The organism is Catalinimonas alkaloidigena (assembly GCF_900100765.1).
In the GTDB taxonomy this organism is placed as follows: Bacteria; Bacteroidota; Bacteroidia; order Cytophagales; family Flexibacteraceae; genus Mooreia; species Mooreia alkaloidigena.
Window position 1 is genome coordinate 122,395 of sequence record NZ_FNFO01000013.1, and the last position, 17,799, is coordinate 140,193.

Genomic DNA, 17,799 nt, shown 5'->3' on the forward strand with positions numbered 1-17,799 from the left:
TATTAGTTGAATCGGACGGTAAAAATACTCCCTTTATTGAGTTCAGAGGTAATTTCGATCGTACCGCCGTGGTTTTCGATGATGCGTTTGATGATGTAGAGGCCAATGCCGCTGCCTTCTACGTGGGCGTGCAGCCGCTTGTACATCTCAAATGCCTTGGTTTGGTCTTCCGGAGCGAGGCCCAGCCCGTTGTCGCGCACCTGCAATACGACCTGGCCCTGTTCCTGGTATGTACTGATCCAGACTTCCGGCGACCGCGCCGGGGCGTGGTACTTCAGGGCGTTGCTCAAGAGGTTGTACAGAATGCTGCGCAGGTCTTTGCGCGGGTAGAGAAGGGTCGGCACCTGAAAATCGACGTGGAGGCGCGCCCGGGTTTCCAACCGTAGCGGAGCAATGTCTTGTTGAATTTCGTCCAGCAGCGGCTGAAACGCCACCTCTTGCGCGGTTTCGGAGAGGCCCTTCTGTACTTTGGCAATTTCGGACAGTTGTTGGATGACGGTCCGCAGCCGCTGGTGCGATTCCGCCATCATGCTCAGCCAGTGCAGGTCGGCCGCCGGAAGTTTCGGCGCGACCAGGGTCTGAAAAACCTGCAACAGCCCTTCCAGATTGGCAATGGGATGTTTCAGGTCATGCGAAGCCACGTACACAAAATTATCCAGGTCGTTGTTGATGCGGAGTAGCTGCTCGTTTTGCGCTTGCAACGCCTGTTCTTTCTCTTTGAGCGTCGAGATGTCGGTGATGGACCCCACCATGCGGTACGGCTGGCCGGCGGCATCGTACACAATCAGGCCCCGGCCCAGCACGTAGGCGTAGGTTTGGTCGGCGCGCAACAGGCGGTACTCGGTCTGCCACGAGCGCTGTTCGGCGGCCCGGCAGGCGTCGATCGTCTGGCGAACACGCGGCAAATCGTCCGGATGAATCCGGCTGAACCAGGAGGTGAGCGTGTGGCCCTCTTCCTGTTCCCGGATGTAACCGAACAGCTGTTCAAAGATCGGACTGACATAGACTGTCGGTTCGCTAAGCAGGTGATCCCAGATCACGTCGTTGGTGGCCTGCGCTACCAACGCAAAGCGCTCGTTGCTGGCCTGGAGCTCCTGCGTGCGTTGCCGGACCCGTACTTCCAGATCGTTGTTCAGCTGCTGCAGCACGTCGCTCATGTCCGTAAGCGCGGTATGCGACTCCTGCAACTGTTGCAGCGTTTGGCGCAACTCCTGTTCGACGCGTTTGAGGGGCGTTACGTCCTGCGTAATTCCGCGAATGGCGCGAATTTTTCCCCCTTCGGCGCGTTGCGGATAGCCACGGGTGTGGAGAATGCGCTCCTGGCCATCGGTGTTTCGCCGGATGCGGTACGTATATTCGTAGGGCGTGCCCAGTTGGGCGGCCTCGCCGATGCGCTGCAACAGACCGGGGGCATCTTCCGGATGCACACGACTCGCCAGGTCGTTGAGCGAGATGGGCGTGTTCGGCGACAGGCCGAAAATCTGGTACAACTCGTCTGACCAGAGAATTTGGCGCGTATCGTTTTTCAGCAGGATTTCCCAGTGCCCCAGGTGGGCCCGCTGTTGCGATTCCTGCAACAACGCATGGGTGCGCAAGAGGTTGTCGTGCAGGGTGACCTCGCGGGTAACGTCGTCGAACAGCCAGAGGCGTCCGTGCAGCCCTTCCTGCCGAATCGGCAGGTAACTCACGCGCAGGATGACGTGCTCCGGGTCTTCGTATTTCCAGAGCCAGTCGTGCAGGGCCTTGTCGGGCCGCTCGACCAGTCGGTGGGCCACCTCCATAATTTCTTCCTGATTGCTGGCCCGCATTCGCAGGTCGTGCAGGGCCAGGGCCAGTTCTTCGGCCGGATGGGTGCCGGCGGGTCGGTTCAGCCAGCGGGCGGCCGCTTCATTGAGCGTAACCCGGGGCGTGTGGTGGTCGATGTAGACAAAGCCCTGCGTCACAAACGTAGACAAAACCCGAAGCTGCTCGTGGGGCAGGGCCGGTGGGAGGTCGGTGCGGGTCGGGAGCGACGTAAGCTGACTCAGGCAACAGGACAGGAACAGTTGCAGCGAAGGGTCGATCTCCGTCAGGTGCTGCCAGCCCATCACCAGCGTGCTTTCGCCGCCGGGGGTACGCACCGGCAGGAGGGCTGCACAGCCCATTTCGGTGGTGGCTAACAACGTTTGCAGCGGTGCTAGCGCTTCGGGCGTATCCAGAAACGTGGGGGCGGTTGTGTGCAGGTAGGTTGCGTAATCCGGTTGCGAGAGGGGCGGGGTGGGCCGCCAGCGGGGTTGGGTAAACGCCACCTGCACAGCCGACGTTGTGGTAGGACGGAGCCACCAGAGCGTAGTCGCCTCGGCCAGGCGAAACAGGAGTTCCAGGCCCTTTTCCAGCGAACGCACGTCGGTGCCCGACGTAACCGCGTGCAAAAAACGGTGCGTCTGCTGGAGCCAGTAAAGCCCCTGTTCTTCTGTATGAAACCCAAGATTAGGCATCGGCAGTGTGCATGGCGTTGACTACGAAAGGTCGAAAAGCGGTTGTGCAGCGGCGAAAAATTGCGTTCCTGGTTCACCGAAATCGGGAATCCGAACGGGCATGGGCATAAACTACGGCGCTGCGCCTAACGGGTGGGAATGCACGGCGCCTATGGTACTTGTGCCGCTTGATGCACGTCGATTCTCCCTTTGCTGACCTTAAAAAAGCGTATTTCGTTGCAAGTACTCGCCCTCCCAGCAAGCATGTTAAAAACGAATCGGCACGGAATCAACCGGGTTCTATTCTTAAAAAAATCCAGCAACCGCGGTCCGGCTTCAGTGCTTCTACCAAAAGTAGGCAGGAGTGGCGCATTCTAACCGGAATCGCGATTTTCCCTACAAAGATAGGACACTCTTGTATGTGATGTTTCAATGGGAAGTTAAAAAAAAGACGGCGCTTTATGGAATTGCCCTGCGCCCTGCATCCTTATGGAAAAGCCAAGGGCCTATGCACCGTCTCTACGTTTTATTTCTCTTCCTCAGCACTTGTTCCGCCGCCGTTCAGGCCCAGTCATCGCCCGACGCGTTGCGGCAATCGCCCCGACACTACCGCTACCGCCTCACCGACGCAGAGGCCATCCGATTGTTGGAAAAAGGCCTGGGTGCCGTTGATTCTGCCTTTTTTCACACGCCCTACGATTCCGTGCCCCGAACAGCCGACTTTGCCGAAGCGCCGTCGGGCTATTACCTGCAGGCTCATGTCGTAGAAAATCAGGTGCGGCTGACGTTCCAGCCCGTGCGCAACGTCGTGGTGACACTCCTCGACAACCAGCGCGACTTTGCGCTGGTGCTGCACGATCTTGCCGGAGATCTGATCCGGGACGCGCACGTCACGGTCGGAGACCGTCGTGTAAGGTTTGATGCCAAAACGCAAGCTTACCGGCGCAGCCGCAGCAACGCGCAGGGACTCCTGACGGTCGAGTGGGACGGCAAGCGATCGTACTTCTGGATAGATCGTCAGTACAACCAAAGCCTGGTGTTACGCGCCGTGCGTCCGATCATCTACCTGCCCCTCAAGTACCTCTGGCGACCCGTGCGCGGAGGCGTGGGGCAACTGGTCCGCTCGATCCGGTACGGCGACTGGTGGTGGTGGGAACACCAGGTCTACCGCATCGGGGCGTGGTTCGAGCCGAAGCCCTATACCGGGTACCTGACGTTCGACCAGCCGAAGTACCGTCCCGGCGATACGGTGCGCGTCAAGGCATTTGTGACGCAGAAACGCGGCCGCCCGCTGCGTCGACCGATGTACGTCCGACTCTACACCCAAAAAGGGACGGTGGTGCTCGATACACTGACGCCCTACCGCCCGGGCGGGTACGAATTCACCTTTGTGTTGCACGACAACCTGCGGTTGCAACTGGACCGGGAGTACCTGCTTTCGTTCGAGAAACGTCCCTTCGGCCGTGACATCAGCGCTTCCTTCCGCCTGGAAGACTACGAACTGAAACGCACCTACGTGCACCTCCGCAGTGACCGGAACCACAGCCGCCCCGGCCATCCGCTCACGCTGCATTTGCAGTCGGTCGATGCCAACGACCTGAACCTGCCCGACGCGCGCATCGAGGTGCGTTTGCTGGCGCAACCCGTCAAGGATTGGGATGCCGCACAGGTGTTTGTGCCCGATACGCTCTGGACCCACCGGCAACCGCTCGATCCGGTAGGCGAAACGATGCTGGAACTGCCCGATTCGGTGCTGCCTGCGGCCTCGTTCCCGTACCGGATTGAGGTGCAGTTTTCCGATGCTGCCAACGAAGTGCAACAGAAAACCCTGGACGTGACGCATGTGGTGTCGACCCAGATTCCGGATGTACAGTTTCAACTGGTGGGGGATACCCTGCGGATCGATCCAGGAACCGAAGAAATAATACCACTTACCGGTGCCCGGCGTGGCGACGCCCGGCGTGGCAACGCTCAATTGGTGCGCCGGCGTGGAGCTGTGGAAGAAGTACAGCCTATTCAATTGCCTTACCAAACCCGGATCGATCCGTGGGTGCAGACTTACCGGGTGGTGCTGGATTCCGGGCGCGTGCAGGAAGACTTCATGCTGGCGACCCAAGCATCCCAGGTCACGTTTCTGGCGGACCGAACGGCCGATTCGCTGTGGATCGACGTCACCAATCCCCGGCAGGTGCCGCTGTGGTACACGTTGTTCCGAAACCAGCGGCCCGTTGTCCGCGGCCACGGCATTGCCTGGCGTTACGCTACCACGGCCGAACCGGACGCGTCATATTCCGTCACACTCGAATACCCCTGGGGAGGCAAGGAGGTACGGCACGAGCATTACACGATTCCGTTTCAGGAAAAGGCTCTGCACATTGCGGTGACCCAGCCGCTGGTGGCCGAACCCGGCGCGTCGATTCAGACCGACATCGAAGTGAAAGACGCAGCGGGCCGTCCGGTAGCGGACGTCGACCTGACGGCCTACGGCTACACCAAAGATTTCCGGGCCGCTCCTACAGCAGTGCCGTATTTGGGTAAAGCCCAGCGAGGACGGCGGGCCTTCAATCAGTTTGCGTTTCGGGCTGCGCCATCTGCGACGCAGACCCCGTTGCGCCAGCGCTTTGCCCGTGCACATCGGCTCGATAGCCTACGCTTTTACCGGCTCCTGTTTCCGGAGGGCGGGTACTACCAGGAGTCTCACCCGCTGCCCGATTCCTCGGCCGAACTGGTGCCGTATGTCGTGGAACAAGGACAGTTGTTGCACCTCTATTACGTGACCCTCGACCAGGAACCGGTCTATTACCACGCCACCCAGCAGGAGCAGTCGCGCGCCATCCGGGTCGATACGGGCTGGCATCACGTCGGATTACGTACGCACGATCGGTTCGTTTCGATCGACAGTGTCTACCTGGCGGTCGGGCACCGGCTGTACCTGAGTATCGAACGCGACCAACCGTCGCCGCATGTGCGCCATCAGCCGTTCCCGGCCACGTACACGCTGTCGGAGCAGGAATGGCTGGGGCGTCGGCTCTTATTTCTGCGTCGCACGTGGGGGCACGACGTAGTAGTGCGCCGGAATGGCCAGGTCTGGCTGCCGCTGGAACACACCGCGCCGGGGCTTCCGCTCATCCTCGGGCCGATGCGGCCGGGCGATATCGTCCTCCACTGGCCGGACGGGCAGACGCAGCGCGGCTGGTTTGAGCCGGGGTGGGAATACGAAATGGAGCCGGAACTGATCAAAATGCGGGAATTGCCGGGTGGTCAGTCGCTACGGCCCCGGTTCCAGGAACAACTGACGGTAAAGTACGCTGCCTTCGACGGATTTGCGCAGGAAGAGCCTTCGCTCGACGAGGCGCGTGTGCAGGAGCGGTTGCGCGAACGCCGAGCCGTTCGGCATTATCAAGCCCCTAAATACGACCTGCCTTCGTCTACCGCCGAGGGGTACGGGCGGCTGCAGTGGCAACTTCGGTCCCCGACGAACGAGCCGGTCCGACACGTGCTGTTGTTCCGCCCCGATAGCGCCCATGTTGTCCGCGTGGCACCGGGCTACGACCGGGAGCTGCACCAACTGGCACCGGGACACTACCAACTGGTGCTGATGCTGGCCGATCACCGGTACCTGATCGCCGATTCGGTGGACGTCCGGGCCAACGGAGTGCGCTGCCTGACCCTCGACACCACCCACGTCCATCCGGCCGATGCGTTCAGCATCCGGGCCGGGGCCATCATCCTGCGCGAAACCGGCGTGTCGGCGTACGTTCAAGACGTGCGCACACAGGAATTGCGCAACATCCAGACGCTGTACCAGAGTCGGGCGGTGCCGTCTACCTATTCGCAGTGGGTGACGGGCAAGGTGGTGGACCACACAGGGGAGGGCATTCCGGGAGTCAGCATTCTGGTCAAAGGTTCCTCGTTCGGCACCATTACGGACGTGGAGGGCCAGTACCAGCTCTGGGTGCCGCCCTTCGCCCGGTTGGTCATCGCTTCCGTCGGCTACCTGAGTCAGGAAGTCGATGCGCAACGCGAAAGCGTCATCGTGCTGGAAGAAGATATCAAGCAACTGTCGGAAGTAGTCGTGGTGGGTTACGCCACACAGCGTCAGCGGGAGTTGACCGGCACTGTTGTGACCACGTTATCGGGTAAAGTGGCCGGAATGGTCATTCTAGGAAACACGACGATGGCCCCGGCGGCTCCGCTGGTGCTGGTCGACGGCGTGCCGTACGCAGGAAACCTGGCCGATTTCGGCGATACGCAACAGTGGCGGACGGAACGGCTTTCGCCTCAGGCGGGTACGGCCCTCTACGGAGCGCGGGCCGCTGGTGGGGTCATTCTGATCACTACCCAGCGCAGCAGCCCTTCCTCGCAAGGTACCATTGCTTCCTCGGAAGGCACGGCCGCCTATGAGGTGCGCCAGCATTTCCAGGACCGGGCGTACTGGCAGCCCCGCCTGCGCACCGACCGCCACGGCCGGGCGTCGTTCACCACCACGTTGCCCGACGACATCACTGCCTGGGAAACGCACGTACTGGCGATGGACGGCAAGCGGCATTCCGGGCAGGTGCAGGGCCAGATCAAGGCGTTCAAGCGGGTGGCGGCGCAACTGGCGGTGCCCCGGTTTCTGGTGGCGGGCGACTCGACGCGGGTCTTCGGCAAGCTGGTCAACTACACAGCTGATTCTATTCACGTGACCACCCAGTTTAGGTCCGGAACTACGGAGCGGCAGCACGAAGCGCACGTAAAACACCTGCTGCTCGATACCCTGGCGCTGGTGGCAGAAGGAGCCGATTCGCTGGCGGTGGAATTCAGCGTGCAGCGCGACGATGGCTACCAGGATGGCGAACGGCGTTTTGTGCCCGTCTACCCGCAGGGCGTCACGGAAACGGAGGGTTTCTTCGCGGTGCTGGACCAGGACACGACATGGACGCTGGAGGTTGATTCGTTGCCCGGAACCCTCCATCTGTACGCACGGGCTCATGCGCTCGACTTTCTCCTCGACGAAATCGAGCACGTCCGTACGTACGGCTACCTCTGCAACGAACAGGCCGCGTCCATGCTGAAAATGCTGGTGCTGGAAAAACGCATCCGACTGCACCTGGACGCACCGTTCCGTCACGAAGCCCAGGCGAAACGGCTGGTCAAACGGTTAGTCCACGATCAGAATACCGATCAGGGCTGGGGCTGGTGGCCCGGCGTTTCTGCCCAACCCTGGATCAGCCAGCAGGTGGTCGAAGCCTTGCTGATGGCCCAGGAAGAAGGGTGGGCCGATGCCCTGCCGGAAGATACGTGGCGGGCGTTTTTCGCGCGTCAACTCGATAAGGCTTCCGCGGGCGATCAACTTCGTTTGCTCCAGCTCCTGCGGCAGTTGGACGCGCCACTGGCCTACGAACCCCGGCTGGCCGCGCTGGCGCAGGACACCACGTTGTCGTTTCATCAGCACCTGCAACTGCTTCAGCTGCGGCAGCAGCTTGGCTTGCCGTATACACTCGATACGCTCGCGCAGACGGTCCGTTCCACGTTGTTCGGCAACGCGTATTGGGGGCAGGCCCTCTATGTACCGGGTGCGGGGACGTCGGTAACCACCACGCTGCTGGCCTACCAACTGTTGCGTGCGCAGGAGGCTCAGCAGGAGGCCCGGCAGGAGGCCCGGCAACATGCGGCGCTCCTCCGGCGCATCCGGGGCTATCTGCTCGAAGCGCGTCAACCCGGCTACTGGCGTAATACTTATGAATCGGCGCAGGTCGTAGAGACGCTGTTGCCCGATGTCCTGCGCGAACAACATGCTCTTTCGCTGCCGCAACTGCGCGTTAACGGAGCGGTGGTGACGAATTTTCCGCTGGAACGCACCTGGGACACAAACGCGCCCCTGACCCTGCAGAAAACGGGCGGTGGCACCGTGTACCTGACGGCCTACCAGCGTCGATTCAACCCGGCACCCGAGCGCGTCACGGGCGATTTTACGGTAACAACCCACTTTAAAGAGGGAGGCAAACCGGTAACCGATCTGACGACCGGGCAGCCGGTCACGCTGGTCGTGGACGTGACCACACAACAAGCATTCGAGTACGTGATGGTGGAGGTACCGATCCCGGCCGGTTGTTCTTACGGCACGAAAACGCACCACGGGAACGAGGTGCATCGGGAATACTTCCGGGAAAAGACCGCGATCTTCTGCCAGCGGTTGGCGGCCGGTACCCACGCGTTCGAAATCGAGCTGGTGCCGCGGTTTTCCGGCCGCTACCACCTGAACCCCGCGCGCGCCGAATTGATGTATTTCCCTACGTTTTACGGTCGCGAAGGCCAGAAACAGGTCCTGATTCCGTGAGTCTTTATGCGTCGGTCGTTTTCAGCGAAGCGGTAAGAAAATTAGCCTTACATCGCGAGAAGATTTCTCACGACGATGCGTTCGAAGGGACAACGGGAGCACATGTCTTACTGTTTTACAAAGCGTGCGATGTGCTTTCCCTGACGGGTCGTCGCTTCCACAATGTAGAGGCCGGACGGCAGGGAACCGACCTGGAGCGAAACCTGCGAACCGGTGACGTCCTGTTCCTGCACGACCCGTCCCAGCACGTCGCGAACCGTGAGGTGCGTCAGGGCCTGTGCGGCCTCCACGGTGAGTTGTCCGGCGCTGGGATTCGGGTAGAGGCGGAGCGGAGCACCCTGTGCAAGGGAGCCCGGGGTGGCGGTCACGGGGCCATAAGGCGCGAGACCGGCGGGCGGCGCCGGCAGTTTTTCGGACGTGTAGAGTTTGAACTCGCCGGGGCGGAGGGTGAGCGCGGCGGCCGTGTCGGTAACCGTGATGCTGTCGGCCGCGAAGAAATCGTACCACGTGCCGGTTTGCTGAAAAGCCGGGCTGAGTTCAGCCGTCGTCACGTCGAAGTTGCCCACGATGGTGACGTGCATTGTCGAATCGCTCAGGTGGAGGCGTTTCTTGAGGCCGTCTTCCACCAAGGTGAAATCGTCCGTAGAAAAGACGGAATAGTGGGTTTTCAGATCGATCAGCGCCGCGAAGGTCTGGTACAGCTCGTAGCGCTCCGGCTCCTGCAGGTAATCCCACCGGATGGGTTTCGGATTGGTGCGGCATCCGTTGTTGATCGAACCGTCCTCACAAGCATTGATCGAATACTCGTAGCCGAGTTCACCGAACTGCCACACCATTTTCGGGCCGGGAATCGGGAAGAAAAAGACCGCCGCCGCTTTGACGCGGTCGAGGGCGGTGGGAAGGTCTTTCACGTTGTAGTCGCCGCTGGCGTTGCCGTACGCCAAATTTTTGAACATCAGCCGCTCTTCGTCGTGGCTTTCCATGAACGTGACGCCATCGGGGTCGGTCCAGCCGTGAGTCAGGTACGACGCGCCCGCCAAGCTCGCGTTTTCGACGTAGCCCATCGTATTCTGGTTGTACGGATCGGTCATCTTGTTCCACAGCATCATGCCGTAGGCACCCAATTCCTGTTCCTCCTGTGGCGAACCGAAGTGTTCCAGGATGACGTAGGCGCTCGCATCGACCGTCCGGAGCTGGTCGTACATCCGCTCCAGAATCGCCACGCGCGAGGCATCGTACTGACTCCAGGCGTCCACATCCGAAGTTTGCCGTTGCGTAAAGCCTTTACTCAGGTCATACCGGAAGCCGTCTACGTGGTACTCTTCCAGCCAGAACGCATTGACGCGGTCGACGAACGCCTGCGTCGCCACGCTTTCGTGGTTGAAGTCGAAAAAGACGGAGAAGGGGTGGGTCGCTTCCGGGTTGAGCCACGGATTATTGGCGGCGGGCCTCGTGCCGTCCCAGTAAAGCTTCACGAACGGGTTTTCGTAGTCGGCGTGGTTCAGGACCAGGTCCAGAATCACCGCCATGCCCTGCGCGTGGGCGGAGTCGATCAGCGCCTTGAGGTCGTTTTTGGCGCCGTAGTATTTGTCCGGCGCGAAGTAATAGATCGGGTTGTAGCCCCAGCTCAGGTTCCCTGCGAATTCCTGCACGGGCATCAGTTCTAGGGCGTTGATGCCCAGGGTTTTCAGGTACGAGAGCGAATCGATGATCGTCCGGTAATCGTGGGCATCCACAAAATCGCGCACCAGCAATTCATAAATCACCAGATCGTCTGCTTCCGGCCGCACGAAGTCCGTCGTTTGCCAGGCGTAAGCGGGGGCATCGGTCTGAAACACCGCCACCGTGCCGGTCGTCTGGCCCGTCGGGTAAGGCTTCAGGTTCGGGTAGGTTTCGGCCGGAATGAAGGGATCGTTGGCCTCGTCCAGAATCTTTTCGGCGTAGGGGTCGCCCACCCGCACGGCACCGTCCACAAAATACTGAAAGCCGTATTCCTGCCCCGGTGTGAGGTCGTCCAGTTGAATCCAGAAGTGGTCACCGCCGGGCGTCTGGTTCAGTGCATAGTCAATGGAAATCTGCCAGTCGGAGAGGTCGCTGAGCAGGTACGCAAACGATTTTTCCGGGGCGTACAGCGACAGCACCACTGACGTAGTGCTTCGGTAGTTGATGCCGTCGACCACGCCTTCGGGGAGGGGAGCCACCACGGTCGCCGCCCGCACCACGTACCGAAACGAATCGGCCTGCGTGGCGGTCGCGGTCTGGCCCACGACTTTGATCCAGCCTTCGCCCGATGCACCCACCGATAGCTCGTAGGTGAGCGCGGTGCCGGTGGTTTGCGCCAGTTGCGTTTCGTTCTGGTACAGCGTCAGTTGCGCCGATTCCGAACTCACCACCGAAATGGGCAACGTACTGCCCGCTTCCGGCAGCACCAGCTCGGCGGTGGGGCTCTCGAACTGCACCGACAGTTCCGTGTCGTAGATCGTCAGGTAGATGTTCTGGTTGTTGGGATCTTTGCCTTCTTTCGAGCCGTCGGCATTGCGGAACACCAGCCCCAGTTTCCAGATGCGCGTGCTGTCCGGCACCCCGAAATACGTACGCGGCGTAATCGTAATACGCCACAGGTTGGGGTTTTCCGCGTCCTGCGTCATCAGCCCCACCCCGTTGTCCTGTCCCCAGGCCTGTCCCTCGGGCTGGAAATCGTACCCGGCCCCGGCGCCGTTTTCCTGCGTTCCGGCCCCGGCATGCATGTAGACTTTAGTGGCTCCGACCAGACCGCTAGTGCCCTGCGTTGCGTCGTAAAGGATTGTGACCGGCGCATCGGCCGTCGGAAAGGCTGGATCGGAGGTGACCTGTGCGCGGAGCGATCCGGCCGACCACAACAGCAGCACGGCCCAGCAGGCAAAACGAAGGAGGCGTGGTGGAAGCATGGCGATGGAAGGGAAGGGTGAGCGCTAAAGGTAGAAGATTCAAAGAAGAAGACAATCCTTTGCGCATCTAAAAAGAGCCACACAGTGATGTATAAAGAAGTTACGTTATGATAAATATAGAAGACGCAAAACGTAAGGAGAAAAGCGCACCTGCCGTATGCCTGAAGGCGCGGGAGCTAGGCGGCCTGTTCTTGTTTCGCTGGTTCCTGCAAGCGCCGTAGGGGGGCAACGGCCAGCACAATGCTCAGCACGATCAGCACGGCACCCATCAGAAAAGGCGCGCCTGGAAAATAAAACGGGGCCTGATCGCCCGTGAAATAGGCAAACAGGTTGGTCATGAGCGGTGGGCCGAGGATGCTCGTGACGCTGATCAGGCTGGTGAGTGCCCCTTGCAATTCGCCCTGTTCGTTGGCGGGCACCTGCGTGGATAACAGCCCCTGCAACGCCGGACCGGAAATGCCGCCCAGCGCGTACGGCACCAGGAAAATGTACATCTGCCAGCCCTGCGTGGCGAAGGAGAACAGGAGGAAACCCAGCATGTAAAATGCAAAACCCACAAAGATGGAGCGTTTCATGCCCAGCTTCGGGATGGTAAAGCGGGTCAGAAAGCCCTGCACCACCCCGACCAGCAGCCCCAGTGCTCCCAGCGAAAAACCGACCTGCGCTTCGCTCCAGCCGAACCGCTCCATCGTGAAATACGACCACGTGCTTTGCGGGGCGTGGGCCGCCAGGTAGATCAACACCAGCGACGCCAGCAGGCCCATCAGCACCGGATAGCGCCGCGCCTGTTGCAGCGAGCCGATCGGGTTGGCCCGTTTCCAACGGAACGCCCGCCGGTTTTCTGCCGTCAGCGATTCGGGGAGGATGAAATAGCCGTAGAGGAAGTTGAGGAACGTCAGCCCCGCCGCCGCCAGAAACGGAATGCGCGAGCCGTACTGGCCGAGCACACCGCCCAGCACCGGCCCGATGACAAACCCCACGCCGAAGGCCGCGCCGATCATCCCGAAGTTCTGCGCCCGCTTTTCCGGTGGACTCACGTCGGCGATGTACGCCGAGGCCGTGGTGAAACTTGCGCCCATCACGCCCGCCACGATGCGCCCGATGAACAGCCAGCCGATGGTCGGGGCAAAGGCCAGAAACAGGTAGTCGACACCGAAGCCGAACAGCGAAGCCAGCAGCACGGGCCGCCGTCCGTAGCGGTCGCTCAGCCCACCCACCACCGGGGCGCAGAGAAACTGCATGAAGGCGTAGGCGAACAGGAGCCACCCCCCGTAGGTCGCGGCCTGACTCAGGTCATCGTGAATCAGTTCGGTAATCAAGGTCGGCAGCACCGGCGCGATGATGCCCAGCCCGATCACGTCGATCAGCAACGTCACGAAGATGAAACCGAGGGCAGCTTTACGTGGCTCGGCCTGATGGGAAGGAGAAGACATAGCGTAGGGGAGAAAGAGTCGGGCGCAAAGGTCGAGAACTGGCTAGGAATTTCCGCGCGCTCCAGATGAAGAAATACTGAACACTGATAAGGAGAACTTGAAAGGCGGGAAGAGGCGCCTGAAGTGCGAAAATGAAGGCACTCGTGCTATAAATATTTAAAGTTATGATAAATAAAGTAAACGAAACTAGCTACGCAAGAAAAGCCCAGGGGTTTAGTGAGAATTCATCTTTGAAAATAAATTAATAATGACGACACCCAGCATGATCAACCCTATGCCGATGATGGCGGGTAAGTCGGGTTTTTGTTTGAAAAAGACGATTCCCAGTAGGGTAATGGCGATAATCCCGACGCCTGACCAAATGGCGTAGGCTACGCCGATCGGGACCACTTTCAGGGTTAAGCTTAAAAAGTAGAATGAAAACAGGTAACTGATCACCGTAACGACGGAGGCACCCCATTGGCTAAACCCCTCTGACTTCTTTAGGTAGGTCGTGCCCATGATTTCAAACGCAATGGCCAGAAGCAAAAACAAATAAGGCTTCATCGTGCTCGTTTCGTTAACCTGATCGGACTGTACGCTGTACTGCGGAAGGTGCTTGCTGAACCGATGATCAGCCGGAACTCAGTCAGCGTAGGACCGGAACAACCCCGCTATGCCTCCGTCAGCCACGTCCCCTGTGGTTGCTGGAATTGCAACTGGTCCGATTTGCAAACGACGACGTGCTGTGCGCCTTTCGCCAAAGCCCGGAAGCCGTTGTCCAGCTTGGGAAGCATGCCTTCTTTGATGGTGCCGTCGTCTTTGAGCGTACGATACCGGGCAGACGTCAGCTCCGCGACCAGGGAATTCGGATCGTTTAAATCGCGCATCACGCCGGGGTGTTCGAAGCAGTAGGCCAGCGTCACGTCGTAGTACGCGGACAAGGCGGCGGCCAGTTCGGCGGCGATGGTGTCGGCGTTGGTGTTGAACAGTTGCCCGTGGCCGTCGTGCGTGATGGCCGCGAAGACCGGGACCGCTCCGGTCTCGAGCAGCGCGTGCAGGCCGTCGCCATTTACACTTTCCACGTCGCCGACAAAGCCCCAGTCGATCTCACCGACGGGCCGTTTCCGGGCGCGGATCAGGTTCAGGTCGGCTCCGGTCAATCCGACGGCGTTGACACCCGCCGCCTGCAACTGTGCCACGACTTTACGGCTGATCAGCCCGCCGTAGACCATCGTGATGACGTCGAGCGTGTCGGCATCGGTGATGCGGCGACCCTGCACCATGCGGCTTTCCAGGCCGAGGCGACCCGCCACGTCGGTTGCGGTGCGTCCCCCGCCGTGGACGAGGACTTTTTTCCCGGGAATGGCGGCAAAGTGGGCGATGAGTTCCTGAAGAGCGTCCGGCTCTTCCACGACTTTTCCACCGACTTTGGCAAGAAGAAGAGGTTCCAAAGGATGAGGTTTTAGGACTTACAGGGATTCCAGCAACCGCTTCAATACCACGGTGGCCGACCAGGTGCGGTTTTCAGCTTCGGGCAGGATGAGCGACTGCGGACTGTCCAGCACGGCGTCGGTGACGATCACGTTACGACGGACGGGAAGGCAGTGCATGAACTTCGCCTGGTTGGTCAGGGCCATTTTTTCGGCCGTTACGGTCCAGGACGGATCGCGGCTCAGGATCTGCCCGTAGTCCTGGTACGACGACCAGTTTTTGGCGTAGATAAAATCGGCTCCGGCAAACGCCCGGTTCTGGTCGTGTTCGATGGTAACGCCTTTCGTGAAATCTTCCGACAGTTCGTAGCCCTGGGGATGGGTCACCACCAGATCGACATCGGCCTCTTTCATCCACTCCACAAACGAGTTGGGCACGGCCTGTGGCAGGGCGCGGGGGTGTGGGGCCCAGGTCAGCACCACTTTGGGGCGCGCCACGGTCTTGTGCTCCTCAATGGTGATCAGGTCGGCGAGCGACTGCAACGGGTGGCGGATGGCCGATTCAAGGCTGACGATGGGCCGCCCGGCGTAGCGCACGAACGAATGAAGAATCCGATCGCTGTAGTCTTCCGCGCGGTTTTTCAGGGTCGGGAAGGCGCGCACGCCGAGGACATCGCAGTATTGCCCCATCACGGCGGCGGCGTCTTTGATGTGTTCGGCCGTATCGCCGTCCATCACCACGCCTTCGGCCGTTTCCAGCTTCCAGCCGTCTTTGTCGACGTTCATCACGACCACCGACATGCCGAGCTTTTGCGCCGCTACCTGCGTGCTGAGCCGGGTGCGGAGGCTGGGGTTGAAGAAAATCAGCCCCAGGGTTTTGTCCTGGCCGATTTTGGGCACGCCCGCGGATTTGAGCTGGCGGGCTTCGGCGACCAGAGAAGAAAGGTTGTCCGTGTCGTGGACGGAGAGAAAATGTTGCATGAAAAAAGGACTTGCGAGGGTGCGAAGTTAGGACACTTCCGAAAACAGGAGGGTCATTCCCGGCCGGAATAGGACATTTGCTGTTTGATTTTCTGCGCGGCCTCGCGTCCGGCCCAGCGTTCACAGAGGAAAAGGCCCAGGTCGAGCGAGGCGGCCACGGCCCCGGCGGTGATCACGTCGCCGTCTTCGACGATGCGTTCCTCAACGACTTCCCGGCAAAACGGAGCCAGCGTCTGATACTCGTGGGGATTGCAGGTGGCGCGGCGGTTGCGCAGCAAACCGGCGGCTCCGAGCAGCAGACTGCCCGTGCAGACAGAAATTTTGAGCGGCACCGTCGCGGCCGTGCGTAGCCAGTGCACAAACCCTTCGTCGTGCACGAGCGGCCGGGTTCCGTACCCGCCCGGCACAATCACCGCGTCGTACAAGTGCAGGTCGGGTTGTACCCGCTGCGGCACGAGGGTCAGCCCGAACCCATCCTGAATTGGCGTGGTGTAGGCGCACGTCTCCCACGCGAAATCGGGCAGAAAGCCGTTGCTCCTCAACCGCGTGAGCGGATCGTACACGCCCACGAAGTCGAGGAGGGTAATGTCCGGGAAGAGGATGAACGCGACGCGCATCAGGAAGCGGCCACCTGGGACAGCACCTGTTCCAGTTTTTCGGTGAACAGATCGGCCTGTTCCTGCGTCAGGTTCAGCGGCGGCAGCAGACGGATGATGTTCGTGCCCGACGCGCCCGTGAACAGTTGGTAGTCGAACAGGAGGCTTTTGCGCAGCGCCGCCACGGGGAAGTCGAACTCCAGCCCGATCATCAGGCCTTGGCCGCGTACTTCCTTCACACCGTCCAGGCCGCGCAGTTGGTCCATCCAGTACGCGCCCAGTTCCGCCGCCTTGGCGACCAGGCCTTCGTCTTCCAGCACATCGAGCACGGCCAGCCCCGCCGCGCAGGCGAGGTGGTTCCCACCGAACGTCGTACCCAGCATGCCGTGCACGGGCTTCAGGTGCGGCGCCACGAGCACGCCCCCGATCGGGAAGCCGTTGCCCATGCCTTTCGCGACGGTGATCAGATCCGGCTGTATGTCGGCGTACTGATGCGCGAAGAACTTCCCACTCCGTCCGTAGCCCGACTGAATTTCGTCCGCAATCAGGACCGTCCCCGTCTCTTTACAAAGTTCCGCCGCGCGTTGCCAGAATGCCGGGGTCGGGATGTGGACGCCGCCGACGCCCTGGATGCCCTCCACGATCAGCGCACAGACGTCGCCTTTCCGCAGTTCGGTTTCCAGCGCATCCACATCGTTGAAGGGAATGAAGGTCACCTCGTGCCCGGCATTGACTGGCGCGACGATCTTGGGATTGTCCGTCGCCGCCACCGCTGCGGAGGTCCGTCCGTGGAAGGCCTTCTTCAGCGCCACAATCCGCTTACGACCGGTATGGAACGACGCCAGCTTCAGGGCGTTCTCGTTGGCTTCCGCGCCGGAGTTGCACAGAAACAGCGCGTAGTCATCGTAGCCCGACAGGCGGCCCAGTTTCTCGGCCAGGGCTTCCTGCAACCCGTTCTGCACGGAGTTGGAATAAAAGCCGATGGTGTGGACCTGCTGGCTGACTTTTTCTGCATAATGCGGATGGCAGTGGCCGATGGAAATCACGGCATGGCCGCCGTAGAGGTCGAGGTACCGGGTGCCCTGGGCATCCCAGAGGTAACAGCCCTCTGCCCGCACGGGCTCAATGTTGTAAAGGGGATATACGTCGAAGGTTTTCATGAGAAGTTTAGTGTTTAAAGCTTAAGGCTTAAAGAGTTGACTGTTGAAAGTTTAAGATGCCTGACGCACTTTCTGAATGAGCCGAATCAGCATCGCCTTGATTGCTTGAAGGACAGCTTGCAAAGAAGCATGTTCTTCTGGTGTGAGATACCCAAGCTCTTTGCATAAAAGGAAATAATACTCTGTTTCATGGAGCGAACCGAGTGATATCTGAAAGTAGTTAGCAATGTCTTTGTCTGAGTATTTACCACAGCCTTCTGCAATATTAGCCGGAATCGAAACCGACGCGCGACGAAGTTGATTGGTAAGGCCGTAGACTTCCTCTTTGGGAAACCTGTTGCTGACCCGGTAGACCTCCAGCACCAACTGATGCGCTTTCTGCCAAACCATTAGTTTCCGAAAGTCCTGCATAATAGCTTTTTCGATGAGTACCATACTAAGCCACCAGAGCCTTTGGGTGAACTAGTCTCATTTAGCCTTAAGCTTTTCACTCCAATATACTGCCTTAGTTT

10 protein-coding genes are annotated in these 17,799 nt (G+C 60.1%); 1 reads left to right on the plus strand and 9 read right to left on the minus strand.

The window, feature by feature from the left end; all coding sequences use genetic code 11:
• Positions 1-2: 2 nt before the first annotated feature.
• Positions 3-2,477: a PAS domain-containing sensor histidine kinase gene (locus BLR44_RS25370; protein WP_089687570.1), complete on the minus strand. Its 2,475-nt coding sequence runs from the start codon at positions 2,475-2,477 to the stop codon at positions 3-5.
• Between the two features lie 487 nt (positions 2,478-2,964).
• On the opposite strand from BLR44_RS25370, the gene BLR44_RS25375 reads away from it, so the two are divergent.
• Positions 2,965-8,778, plus strand: a complete 5,814-nt coding sequence (locus BLR44_RS25375; RefSeq protein ID WP_176956206.1) for an alpha-2-macroglobulin family protein — start codon at positions 2,965-2,967, stop codon at positions 8,776-8,778.
• A gap of 107 nt (positions 8,779-8,885) precedes the next feature.
• On the opposite strand, the gene BLR44_RS25380 is transcribed toward BLR44_RS25375, so the two are convergent.
• The 8 genes from BLR44_RS25380 to BLR44_RS25415 form a co-directional block, all read right to left on the minus strand.
• Positions 8,886-11,705 carry a DUF4961 domain-containing protein gene (locus BLR44_RS25380; protein ID WP_089687577.1) on the minus strand — a complete coding sequence of 940 codons (2,820 nt, stop codon included), beginning with the start codon at positions 11,703-11,705 and terminating at the stop codon, positions 8,886-8,888.
• 176 nt (positions 11,706-11,881) lie between these two features.
• Positions 11,882-13,138 carry a TCR/Tet family MFS transporter gene (locus BLR44_RS25385; protein WP_089687581.1) on the minus strand — a complete coding sequence of 419 codons (1,257 nt, stop codon included), beginning with the start codon at positions 13,136-13,138 and terminating at the stop codon, positions 11,882-11,884.
• A gap of 213 nt (positions 13,139-13,351) precedes the next feature.
• Positions 13,352-13,684 carry a DMT family transporter gene (locus tag BLR44_RS25390; RefSeq protein ID WP_089687583.1) on the minus strand — a complete coding sequence of 111 codons (333 nt, stop codon included), beginning with the start codon at positions 13,682-13,684 and terminating at the stop codon, positions 13,352-13,354.
• Positions 13,685-13,791: 107 nt separating this feature from the next.
• Positions 13,792-14,571: an acetylglutamate kinase gene (gene argB / locus BLR44_RS25395; RefSeq protein WP_089687585.1), complete on the minus strand. Its 780-nt coding sequence runs from the start codon at positions 14,569-14,571 to the stop codon at positions 13,792-13,794.
• Between the two features lie 18 nt (positions 14,572-14,589).
• Positions 14,590-15,531 (minus strand): N-acetylornithine carbamoyltransferase, encoded by a 942-nt coding sequence (locus BLR44_RS25400; RefSeq protein WP_089687588.1) that lies wholly within the window; start codon positions 15,529-15,531, stop codon positions 14,590-14,592.
• A gap of 53 nt (positions 15,532-15,584) precedes the next feature.
• Entirely contained in the window at positions 15,585-16,148 is a 564-nt protein-coding gene (locus BLR44_RS25405; protein WP_089687591.1) for a DJ-1/PfpI family protein, read from the minus strand.
• Positions 16,148-17,287 carry an aspartate aminotransferase family protein gene (locus BLR44_RS25410; protein ID WP_089687595.1) on the minus strand — a complete coding sequence of 380 codons (1,140 nt, stop codon included), beginning with the start codon at positions 17,285-17,287 and terminating at the stop codon, positions 16,148-16,150. The genes BLR44_RS25405 and BLR44_RS25410 overlap by 1 nt, the downstream gene beginning before the upstream one ends.
• Before the next feature lie 51 nt (positions 17,288-17,338).
• Entirely contained in the window at positions 17,339-17,722 is a 384-nt protein-coding gene (locus BLR44_RS25415; protein ID WP_245706171.1) for a four helix bundle protein, read from the minus strand.
• Positions 17,723-17,799 lie beyond the last annotated feature (77 nt).